This is a genomic window from Tenacibaculum sp. TB-53 (assembly GCF_059716285.2).
Genome location: NZ_CM202790.1, coordinates 1622604 through 1634092, shown reverse-complemented (window position 1 = coordinate 1634092; position 11489 = coordinate 1622604). Strand labels below are relative to the sequence as shown.

The window sequence follows — 11489 nt, the reverse complement described above, 5'->3', positions numbered from 1 at the left end:
ATGAACACAATAATTATTTTGTTAAGAGGGATTAATGTTTCAGGGAAAAATAAAATTCCGATGCAAGAATTAAAAACACTGTTAGAAGAACTGGGATATAATACTATAAAGACCTATATCCAAAGTGGCAATATTGTGTTAAAAACTAGAGAAGACTCAAAAGAGGTAGAAAAGAATATTCATACAAAAATTAAAGAAAAATATGATTATGATGTTCTTGTTCTAGCAAAAGAAGTAAAAGAAATAAAAGAGATTCTTCAAAACAACCCTTATAGTAATTTAAACGAAAAACAAATATATTTTACTTTCTTATTCAATGAAACTACAATAAAAGAGATAGAAGTAGATGCGAAAGAAGATGAATACACCATCTTAAAAGATGTGGTTTATGTAAATGCAGCTGGAGGGTATGGGAAAACAAAATTGACGAATAATTTTTTTGAAAGAAAGTTAAAAGTTTCAGCAACTACTCGTAACTTTAAAACCACGAATAAATTAATAGAGTTAACCAGTTCGTAAATGTCATTTCTATCAAAGGGAGAAATCTCATGAAAAATGCATTTGAAATTAAAAAATATAAAACATGGATAGTAAAGTAATCAAAGGAAAAGCAATACCAAGAGGAAAGTTTCCGCATGTAAAACAAGTAGGAGATTTTATTTATGTATCTGGAACAAGTTCTCGAAGACCTGATAATTCTTTTGAAGGTGTTGCCGTAGATGAGTTTGGAACGACCAACTTAGATATTAAAAAGCAAACCCGAGCGGTAATTGAAAACATTCGAGATATTTTACAAGAAGTAGGAGCAGACTTATCAGATATTGTAGATGTAACTTCATTTTTGGTGAATATGAATGATTTTGGAGGCTATAATGAAGTATATGCTGAATATTTTGATTATAACGGACCAACGAGAACTACCGTTGCTGTACATCAATTACCACATCCTCATTTATTGATTGAAATTAAAGTGGTAGCGTACAAAAAGCAAGAATAAAGAACAAAGAACCATTAGAAAAGAAAAGAGACTTTTTCCTCTCTTGGTTTCTTTAATCTGTGAATGAAATGACTATTAAAAATTATATAAACGGAGAATTCGTTATACCGGTAGCAAATAATTATATTGATAATTATAATCCATCTATTGGAGAAGTGTATGGTCAAATTCCTAATTCTACTAAAGAAGATGTAGCGTTAGCATATGAAGCAGCTAAGAAAGCTTTTCCGTCTTGGTCAAACACTACCTTAAACGAACGTAGGGATATTCTTTCTAAAATAGCACAGTTAATTCAGCAAAGGTTACCTGAATTGGCAAAAGCTGAGGCTAAGGATAATGGAAAGCCTTTAAGTTTAGCTACAGTGATTGATATTCCGAGAGCTTCATCTAATTTTCAATATTTTGCAGATGCAATTACACAATTTTCATCCGAAGCTCACGAAAGTGTAGGTTTAGGAGCGATGAACTTTACGTTACGTCAACCGATTGGTGTAGTTGCATGTATTTCTCCATGGAATTTGCCACTTTACCTATTTACGTGGAAAATAGCTCCAGCAATAGCTGCAGGAAATTGTGTTGTAGCAAAACCGAGTGAAGTTACACCTATGACAGCCTATTTGTTAGGGGAGATTTGTAATGAAGCAGGTTTACCTAAAGGGGTATTAAACATAGTTCACGGATTAGGAACCACCACAGGACAAGCCATTATTGAACATCCAGATATTAAAGCGATTTCATTTACAGGAGGAACAGCAACAGGTGCTCATATTGCACGTACTGCAGCGCCAATGTTTAAAAAGTTATCGTTGGAGTTAGGAGGAAAAAATCCAAACATCATTTTTGCTGATTGCGATTATGAGAATATGTTAGCGACTACAGTTCGCTCTTCATTTGCAAATCAAGGTCAGATTTGTTTGTGCGGAAGTAGAATTTTTGTAGAGGAAAGTATTTACGAGCAATTCAAAAAAGATTTTGTTCAAAAAGTATCGCAATTAAAAATAGGAAATCCTTTTGATGAAGATACAAATATTGGAGCCTTGGTATCGAAACCACATTTAGAAAAGGTAAAATCATACATAGATATTACGGAACAAGAAGGAGGGAAGATTTTATACGGAGGTGACAGAGTCACTGTTAAGAATTGTGAGAACGGTTACTATTTACAACCGACGATTATTGAAGTTTCAAGTAACAAGTGTAGGTTAAATCAAGAAGAGATTTTTGGGCCTGTAGTTACTTTAATGTCTTTTAAAACAGAAGAAGAAGCTTTACAGTTAGCTAATGACGTGGTGTATGGATTGTCATCAACACTATGGACAAACAATTTGACAAGAACCATGCGTATGTCTAAAGAATTACACACAGGAATTGTTTGGGTGAATACTTGGTTATTACGTGATTTAAGAACACCTTTTGGAGGTCAAAAAGCGAGTGGAGTAGGGCGTGAAGGAGGTTTTGAAGCATTACGCTTTTTTACAGAACCCAAAAATGTATGTATAAAATATGAATAAAGAAATAAAGGAAAAAATAATTGCTGTTTGTGAAGAGAAGATTGTTAAAAAAGGAGAAAATGTAGGGCTTTCGTTTTATGCATTTTTCAAAAATAAAAATGACAATCCGAAAGTACTGATGGAAGTGGCTACTTGGTGGATTCAAACACATCAATTAGATCATTTTGAGAAAGCGGTTAAGATTAAACAAATGATTCAGAATAACGAATAAAATGAATTTAGATATACAACATAAAAACGCCTTGGTATGTGGTAGTACACAAGGAATAGGAAAAGCAGCAGCAATACAATTAGCTCAAGAAGGAGTAAATGTAACGTTGGTAGCTCGTAGCGAAGATAAATTAAAAGCGGTGTTAGCTGAGTTACCAAATAATAACCAAAATCATGGATATTTAGTTGCTGATTTTACCAATCCTGCAGACTTAAAAGAGAAGTTAGAGGCAACAAATTTACAGTTTCATATTTTGGTGAATAATACAGGAGGTCCAGCAGGAGGTCCAGTGTTTGATGCTACCCTAGAAGAGTTTGAGCGTGCTTTTACCATGCACTTAAAATGTAACCATGTATTGGTACAAGCTTTAGTACCGTTTATGAAAGAACAAAATTATGGTAGAATTATAAATGTAATTTCTACTTCAGTAAAACAACCTCTAGATGGTTTAGGAGTTTCGAATACTATTCGTGGTGCGGTTGCTAATTGGAGTAAAACCTTAGCGAATGAATTAGGTCAATTCGGAATTACAGTGAATAATGTGTTACCAGGAGCTACAGCCACAGAGCGTTTGACAGAAATTATCAATAATAAAGCAGCAAAAACAGGTAAAACTATCGATGAAGTTGCAGAAATGATGAAAAATGCATCGCCAGCAAAACGTTTTGCAAAACCTGAAGAAGTAGCTAATGCTATTGTGTTTTTAGCAAGTGAAAGAGCAAGTTTTATCAACGGAATTAATGTCCCTGTTGATGGAGGAAGAACAAAATCTTTATAAAAGAGATCAAAAATAAAGACTTTTAGAAACAAGACTATTTAAGTATCTTTAAAACAATCTAAAAGCCTAAAAACCTAAATAAAATGAGCAAGTTAGTACAACCTTTGAATTTCAAAAAGTGGATTGATGAAAACCGTCATTTACTAAAGCCACCAGTAGGAAATAAACAGGTTTGGGATAATGGTGAGTATATCGTAATGGTTGTTGGAGGGCCTAACAATCGTAAGGATTATCACTACAATGAAACACCAGAGTTTTTCTATCAATTAGAAGGAGATATGGTGCTAAAAATCATTGACGACAAAGGGGAAATGATTGATGTTGAAATTAATGAAGGAGATATTTATTTGTTACCAGGGAAGGTGCCACACTCACCACAACGTAAAGCGAATACAGTAGGTTTAGTTATTGAATATCCACGTGATGAAGGAATGATGGATGCCTTGGAATGGTATTGTGAAAATTGTGGACATCAATTATACCGAGAAGAATTTGCTTTAGATAATATTGAAACTGATATGCCAATAATTTTTGATAAGTACTATTCTGACAAAGAGAAATGTACTTGTGATAAATGTGGTACTGTGATGGAAGCACCAAACAAAGCATAAATTTTGCAATAGAAACTAAAATGAAAAAACGCAAATTAAGAATAAACGGACATTCGCATTTATTGCCTTATCCAGAGCAAATTCCGCAGTTTATGAAAGACAAAGGGATTTTTTGGGTAGATAAGGATAGAAAATTCATGTTACAAAAAGACTGGAGTCGTCCCGTGACGGACTCTAGTTTCTTTTTAGATGAAAAACTAGCATGGATGGAACATTTTAAAATTGATCATGCAGTGGTTTTGAACCTATCTCAATTATATGGTAATGGACTTCGTTTAGAAGAAATGAAGCAAGCGTTACGTTTTCAAAACGATTTTAATGCACGTGTTCAACATGATAATCCGGGGAAGTTTACTTGTGGTTTTGTGGTGCATCCGGGGTTTGTTCGTGGAGCTTTATGGGAAATAGAGCGGTGTGTTGAGGTGTTAGGGATGCGTTTGTTGTGTTTGCCAACACACTATATGGACACTATTGGTACATGGCGTTGTATTTTTGACGAGGAAAATGAACCTATTTTTGAATTAGCAGATAAGTATAATTTAGCAGTTGAAATTCATCCGTATGACGGGGAGAAATTCATCAAACTACAAAATACAAGTTGGCGTTTTCACTTAATTTGGATGTTGGCACAATGCGCAGATGCCTATCACTTTTTAACGTTAAATGGATATTATGAAAAATATCCTAATATGCGAGTTTGTTTTGCGCATGGAGGTCAGTTAGCACAAATGAATTTAGGGCGTCGTATTCAAGGATTTGATGGAAGACCTGATTTGTTTGAAGGAAAACAACACCCTCGTAAAGCTGTAGGACATAAAAACATCTTCTTTGATACATTGGTTCATGATACTGGTTCTTTGGATTTGTTGATTAAAAATCAAGGATCTAAACAAGTATTAATAGGGCTGGATGATCCATATCCACTAGGAGAGATGGAGAGTGAAATTCAATCATCATATCCAGGGAAAATTTTAGATTTAGCTATTGATAGAAAGATTATTAATGAGCAAGAGAAAGACGAAATGTGGGAGGATAATGTATTACAGTGGTTGTTTGGAGATGATAAAAAAGCGAAAAAAGATTTAGTATCTAAAATTTTACAATAAATGGCTGAAGTAACACAGTTTCATAACCTATTACATACGTGTATTTCTTTTATTGGAGCTGTGTTATTATTAGCAATCTACTATAATATTACAAAGCGATTTAAAGAAGTTTTAGAAGAAGGAAATTCAATTAAAAGAGTTGATAAAGGCTTGTTGTATTTTAGCTTTGGAATGTTGGTTTGGGTGGTTTCTGGTATTTGGGCACTTTCTGCAAGTTATTTTACTTTTGAAAAAACAACAATTCATCAAGTAGGAATAAACATTCTGTCTACAATAAATAACTTATTTTGGTTAATGGCATTATATTATGTGCACGATGCCCCCCAATTTATTTATAGAAATGAAAAGAATGTAAAAATTATAGCGATTATAATTGTTATTGTGGCTTCCATAACTTTATCATTTTCTTTTTTATATGGTAATGATTTTTATTACGGAATAAAAATAGCAGCACTTCCAGATGTTTTACTAACAACTTTTTTATGTTTTTTAATGGGAGTTTCTTTTTACAAGACTTTTATGCATCGAGACTTAAAGTTGGTAGCTTTTATATCAGTTATAGTAATCTTTTTGTTGTTCGTTTCCCAATTGTCGGACATTTTTATTGGTTTTGATAATGAATTTGCAAATCAATTAATTAGGGTTGTAGCAAAAACATCGTTAGTATCGGTTTTTTTAGTATTGGCAACAAGTTGGGTAATACAACTGGCTCATACACCAAAACCTAATGAAATGAAAATTCAGTTTTTAGACTGGTCACTGATAAAGCTTACCATTCCATCTAAAGGAATAGTCAATGCTAAAGTAGATTTTGGCTCAAAAACAACACAGTATAAAAACCTACTAACATTTGCTTATAGAAGAAAGTTTTTAGAGGCGGAAAAACAATCAATTATAGTTAATTCAGGAGGTGATATAAAAAGTCAAACCTATGTTACACGAATTATAGATAATATAAATTCAATTTTAAACCTAGAAGAAGAAAAATTAGATCGTAAAGATCTAATTACGTTTGTAGGTGAAAGTAAATATCGTTTGCGAATTCTTCCTGAGCATATAATTATTGATGAAGCATTGTTAGAAGAGTACAAACAACAATTATAAATTATTTAGCTCTCCTAATAGCTTTATGAGTTTTCCTTTAGTTTTAGCGTATTCGTACTGGTTTTTAATTTCTTTCAATTTACTTTCTATTAATTTTACTTCTCTATAGTTAATTAAAAAAATAGAGCTTTCTCCTAAAGAAAATTTACGTTCTTCACTCTTTACAATTGTATGATAGTCTTTCACAAGGTTTTTTAAAATATCATTTTGCTTTTTGTATGATGTAATTTCTTGCTTGGTAGCCGTTATTTTGTTTTGTAAAGAAACTTTAGTTGATGCAATTTCAAAGTCGATATCTTGTAGTTTTAGCTTAGCAAGTTTTAAATCTCCTCTAGATTTACGTAAGAATAGAGGAATGCTAACTTGAAGAGAATTTTTATAATTAGCGGTGCTAAAAGCATCAAAATTATCCACTTTTGAAGCAAGGAAGTTATACTGAAAATCTACTTTAGGTAATAGGTTGTTTACTTTTAGTTGCTTATTTATTTCTAGGTTTCTTTTCTTTAACTCTAGTAACTTTAATTTAGGATGGTTTTCAAACTCATTATCAAATAAGGTGGTTACAGAAGTATTTAGAATAATATCAATATTAGAAAAAGTGCTACTATCAGGAATTATTTCCTCTTTTATTTCCATAGGAATATTATTGCCTATCCATAAATAATTAGAAAGCTCTAACTTAGATTTAATGTATTTAATATTTGCTTTTTCTAGGTCTAACTTTCTGTTTTTTAAATTGATGTTAGCTTCTAAAGTATCAATAGCTGGTTTATCACCTGCTGTAAAACTTTTTTTTATGTTCTTTAGTCTGATATCAGCATTGGCATAATAATCTTTATAAATATTATAACTTTGGTAGTACTGTAACCAGTTTAAATAGGTGTTGATGGCTTCAAATAAAATATCGTTAACGAGTAACTGTTGTTCTAGTTTACCTTGCTGTGTGTAGAGTTTAGCTTGTTTTAAAGTAGCCATTCTTTTATTAATGAATAAGTTTTTTGCTAAAGAAACCGATACACCAACATTATATAGTCCTTTTTCTGGAGTATTGTGTTCAGGGTTTAAATATTGACCAGAATTATTCTCATAACTACCTTTTAGCTCTATTCCATACCAAGTCGGAATTTTAAAGGTTGAGTTTAACTTTTTGTAATAGTCTTTACCTTTAAACTCTTTTCTATCGTAATCTACTTCTATTTTAGGGTCAAAACCACCTCTAGCTTTTAATAATTTAGCCTCATTGGTACTTGTAATAAGTTCCGCTTGTTTAATAACGGGATGGTGTTTCTTTACATAACCTAAATACTCTTCTAAACTAAGTTGAGTACTTAAATTATCCTGTGCTGTAGCTATAAAGCTTAGTAACAAAAAAAGGATGTATAGCCTTTTCATTTAGTTGTCTTTTTAATTATTAGTTAGAGTGATGTTTTAACTTGCTTTAATCTACTAAGAAGTTTATTATTCCTCTTTTTTAGCTTTTTTATCACCTCCTTTGTTATCTGGTTGATAAAAGTTGGGAGGAAAGCTATTAATTTGTCTCCATAACTCAAACCAAATAGGTACATTTTCTAATAAAGCAATAGTTTTTGCACCTGAACCTACTCTAATGGCTTTCGGCCAAGGTTCTTCTTTTTCATTAGGAACAATTAGAACACGGTATTTTCCATTACTACTAATAAAGTTTTCAATAGCTACAATTTTAGCACCATAAGTTCCGTATGATACATTAGGCCAGCCACTAAAAACCATTGCGGGCCAACCATCAAACTCAACACGTACCTCTTCACCAATATGAATTAGAGGTAAATCTATAGGTTGTATATACATTTCAACAGCTAAATCGTAATTTGCAGGCATAATGTTTACTAATTTTTCACCTTCTTTAAACGTTTCACCAATACCAGATTTTATAGCTTTATTAATGTAACCGTCTTGTGGAGCAGTAATAAATAATAAAGAGCTTCGCTTGTTGTAATTAGCTAAGCTAGTTTCAAGTTTTGAAACTTGAACATCAGCTTCATAAGCACCAGATTGTGCACTATACAAGCTGCTTTCTGTTTTAGATAATTTATCAGCATAAGAAGCTTGTGTACTACTAATAGCTAATTGTGCATTAATAATATTGTTTTTAGAAGTAAAGAATTTGTTTTCTTGAGAAATTAATTTAGCGGATAACTCTTGAAGTTTTGCTCTTTTTTCTTCAACATCCTTTACAGCTTTTAAACCTTCTTTTTCTAAGGTAACAGTTCTATCAAATTGAGTTTGAGCTATTTTTTGCTTAATTTTAATAGCTTCAAAATCAATACTATCACTTTTAGCTTTTAAGTAGGCTTGTTTTAATTTGTTTTTTGCTTGCTCTAGTTTTAATTTACGTTCTCTTTTAATAGCTATAATCTGATTTTGCAAGGCACTAATCTTATTGTTATATGCTTTAGCAGAAAGTGTTTTAGAGTTTAACTGTTTACCAGTTCTTTCGGCAAGCTTAGTATCAAAATAACCACTTTTTATCTCAGAAATTCTTAAAATAGTATCTCCTTTTTTAACAAAATCACCTTCTTGTACAAACCATTCTTCTATACGCCCAGGTATTTGAGATTGTAATGTTTGTGGTCTTTGGTTAGGTTTTAACGTAGTAACAAGCCCTTCGCTAGATACATTTTGTGTCCAGGGTAGAAATAAAATAATTATTAAAATTACAGAAAAAACTAATAAAAAGCTTTTAAATAACTTATGATACTCTTTGTTAAAAATTTCTTTTCCAGATTTGAATTTCGTAATATCTATTTGGTCCGAAACTGTATTTTTTGATATGTTTAACATGATTACTTACGATTTAAAGTTAGTAATACTGCCTTTTTCAAGGGTAATTTGTTTATTACATTTTTCTTTCCAATGTTCATTACGGCTAACGATAATTAAGCTCCATGGTTGAGAAACATTAGTAATAAAATCGATAATTTTCTTAGCTTCATTTTTTTCAAATTGGTCTAGAGGGTCTTCTAAAATAAGTAGTTTAGGTCTTTTAATAATAGCCCTTGAAAGGATGATTTTTTTTGCTACAGTATAGGCAATAAGTTTTCCTTCAGGTTTTAAATAAGTATCTAAACCTTTAGGTTGCTGCTTTAAAAATTCTGTTAATCCCACAACTTTAAAGATGCTATATATTTCTTCATCAGTTATTGAAGAGTCACCAAAAGTTATATTTTCTCTAATAGTTCCTTTAAAAGGAGTTTCTTCAGAAAGAGACAAGCCTAAGTTAGATCTGTAATTATTAATAAAAATGCCCTTTAAAGATAAATCATTTATAAATATATTACCAGAAGTAGGCTCTATTAAACCAGAGATAAGTTGAATTAAACTAGATTTTCCTGAGTTGCTACTTCCTTGAATTAAAATTCTATCTTGTGGATTAATTTCAAATGAAATTTTATTTATGACAGGTTTTTGTCTATTATTTACAATGTAGGAAACATCTTGAAGTTCAATTTTAAAAGGCTTATCTTTATTAATGTTACTGCCTTTTTGTGGCTCTATAGGTTTGTCAATAACTTCCCCAAGCTTTTCTATAGATGTAAGTACATCATAAAAAGATTCGAGTCCAAGTATTAGTTTCTCTACAGAGTTCATAATTAAAATTATAATAATTTCTGCAGCAACAAATTGACCAATATTCATTTGTTGAGTAAGAACCAAAAAACCACCTATAAGAAGTAACCCAGCAGTAATAATAACTTTAAAACTAATCATTTGAATATATTGCATAACAAGCACTTTAAAATGACTTTCTCTAGATTTTAAATAATTATCTACTAAAATATCGCTTTTTTCAAGGGCTAACCTTGTCTTTCCTGATAATTTGAAACTTATTATAGTTCTAGCTATTTCTTGTAACCAATGAGCAACTTTATACTTGTTTTTAGATTCTTTTAAACTAGTATCTAAACCTTTTTGTGCTGTATATTTAAATACAACATAAATTAGTAACATAACTAAAAATCCAAAAACAATAAAAAATGGATGATAAAAAGATAATAGTAATAAAGCAAAAACAATTTGTAATATGGCTGATGGAGCATCAATCAATATTTTAGAAATACCTTTTTGAATGGTTAGCGTATCAAAAAAACGATTGGCAAGTTCAGGTGGATAGTAGTTTCTTAATTCTATCATTTTAATTTTAGGAAAACGATAACTAAGCTCTATGGATGCTCTTGTAAAAATTCTTTGTTGTATGGTTTCAATAATTCTAAATTGCATTAGTTTTAATATTCCACTAAAAACAACGCCAGAAGTAACTAAGATGACTAAAACAATCCAGGAAGCTGATACTTGTGCCGCTTGTAACAAGTTTATAATGGCTTGTACTCCCAAGGGTAATGATAGTGCAACAATTCCTTCAAAAATGGCATAATATGCTATTTGTAAGGTGTCTTTTTTTTCTAGATTTATTAATCCTAGAAATCGCTGCCATGGAGTTAGTTTATTTTTCTCTTTCATTAGAAAGTACGTTTAAAGTTAGTTCAATAAAAAAGGAAGTGGTAGTTGTACTTTTATCACAATTAGTTAGTGATTTAAAATGAGATTTTACAAATTGCTGATGTAATATACCTTCAATTATAGTACTTGCAAGTGTTAATGGATGTTTATAATTATTGTTATAATTACTAATTATTTCAGCAAAACGTTTTACTACTTCTTTGTACAATTTAAAAAAACCTTCTTTATTTTCTGTATCTACTTCTTTAGTAGAGTATGATTTTGAGTTCTCGTTAATTACAATTAAGTTAAGTAATGCCTCATTAATATGTGAAAAATTATTGTCTTTCTCAGCTTTTCTAGCTAGAACTTCTATGGCCTTAATTAATTTCTCTTTTGGGTTACTAATACTGTAAGTTTCGATTACCAATAAATATTGAATCCACCCCCAATACCAAGAAGTTAAGTAAACTAAGAGTTTATGTTTACTTTCAAAGTAACGATAAATAGAACTTTCGTTAGAGCTTATTAACTTTCCTAGTTTTTTAAAATTAAAATTCTCAAAACCAATTTCTTCAATAAGTATAATACTGTTCTCTATTATTCTTTTACCCAAATCAGAGGTTTCAGGGTCTTTGATGTATATTCCTGAAGGGATCTCTATTTTTAAATTTGATAGTAAATTTTTCATAAAT

Annotated in this window: 12 protein-coding genes; 8 read left to right on the top strand and 4 right to left on the bottom strand. The window is 31.0% G+C overall.

Features of this window, described 5'->3' with window-relative positions; genetic code table 11:
* The 8 genes from AC3VJB_RS07465 (at window position 1) to AC3VJB_RS07430 (ending at window position 6318) form a co-directional block, all read left to right on the top strand.
* The gene (locus tag AC3VJB_RS07465) at window positions 1-519 is read left to right on the top strand and encodes a DUF1697 domain-containing protein (RefSeq protein ID WP_497652426.1); all 519 of its coding nucleotides are present in this window, start codon (window positions 1-3) and stop codon (window positions 517-519) included.
* 64 nt (window positions 520-583) lie between these two features.
* Window positions 584-997, top strand: a complete 414-nt coding sequence (locus tag AC3VJB_RS07460) for a RidA family protein (RefSeq protein ID WP_253679855.1) — start codon at window positions 584-586, stop codon at window positions 995-997.
* A 68-nt stretch (window positions 998-1065) separates the two neighbouring features.
* Window positions 1066-2508 (top strand): aldehyde dehydrogenase, encoded by a 1443-nt coding sequence (locus tag AC3VJB_RS07455; RefSeq protein WP_497652425.1) that lies wholly within the window; start codon window positions 1066-1068, stop codon window positions 2506-2508.
* A complete protein-coding gene (locus AC3VJB_RS07450) occupies window positions 2501-2719 on the top strand; it encodes a DUF6500 family protein (RefSeq protein ID WP_159492512.1) in 219 nt (72 codons plus the stop codon). Before AC3VJB_RS07455 ends, AC3VJB_RS07450 begins: the two co-directional genes overlap by 8 nt.
* A 1-nt stretch (window position 2720) precedes the next feature.
* A complete protein-coding gene (locus AC3VJB_RS07445) occupies window positions 2721-3497 on the top strand; it encodes an SDR family oxidoreductase (protein ID WP_394420752.1) in 777 nt (258 codons plus the stop codon).
* A gap of 83 nt (window positions 3498-3580) precedes the next feature.
* On the top strand, window positions 3581-4108 hold the full coding sequence (locus tag AC3VJB_RS07440; protein WP_047789336.1) for a 3-hydroxyanthranilate 3,4-dioxygenase: 528 nt from the start codon (window positions 3581-3583) through the stop codon (window positions 4106-4108).
* Window positions 4109-4128: 20 nt separating this feature from the next.
* The gene (locus AC3VJB_RS07435) at window positions 4129-5214 is read left to right on the top strand and encodes an amidohydrolase family protein (RefSeq protein ID WP_047789335.1); all 1086 of its coding nucleotides are present in this window, start codon (window positions 4129-4131) and stop codon (window positions 5212-5214) included.
* The gene (locus AC3VJB_RS07430; RefSeq protein ID WP_047789334.1) at window positions 5215-6318 is read left to right on the top strand and encodes a hypothetical protein; all 1104 of its coding nucleotides are present in this window, start codon (window positions 5215-5217) and stop codon (window positions 6316-6318) included.
* Here the strand turns inward: AC3VJB_RS07430 and AC3VJB_RS07425 are convergent.
* The 4 genes from AC3VJB_RS07425 to AC3VJB_RS07410 all read right to left on the bottom strand — a co-directional run bounded on the left by AC3VJB_RS07425 (window position 6313) and on the right by AC3VJB_RS07410 (window position 11485).
* Window positions 6313-7710, bottom strand: coding sequence for a TolC family protein (locus AC3VJB_RS07425; RefSeq protein WP_047789333.1), 1398 nt, complete (start codon window positions 7708-7710; stop codon window positions 6313-6315). The two genes, AC3VJB_RS07430 and AC3VJB_RS07425, sit on opposite strands and share 6 nt — an antisense overlap.
* A gap of 66 nt (window positions 7711-7776) precedes the next feature.
* Complete coding sequence (locus tag AC3VJB_RS07420; RefSeq protein WP_047789332.1) at window positions 7777-9138, bottom strand: HlyD family secretion protein; 1362 nt, start codon at window positions 9136-9138, stop codon at window positions 7777-7779.
* Window positions 9139-9144: 6 nt separating this feature from the next.
* Window positions 9145-10815 carry a peptidase domain-containing ABC transporter gene (locus AC3VJB_RS07415; RefSeq protein WP_497666963.1) on the bottom strand — a complete coding sequence of 557 codons (1671 nt, stop codon included), beginning with the start codon at window positions 10813-10815 and terminating at the stop codon, window positions 9145-9147.
* Window positions 10799-11485 carry a TetR/AcrR family transcriptional regulator gene (locus AC3VJB_RS07410; RefSeq protein ID WP_159615704.1) on the bottom strand — a complete coding sequence of 229 codons (687 nt, stop codon included), beginning with the start codon at window positions 11483-11485 and terminating at the stop codon, window positions 10799-10801. The genes AC3VJB_RS07415 and AC3VJB_RS07410 overlap by 17 nt, the downstream gene beginning before the upstream one ends.
* Between the last annotated feature and the right edge of the window lie 4 nt (window positions 11486-11489).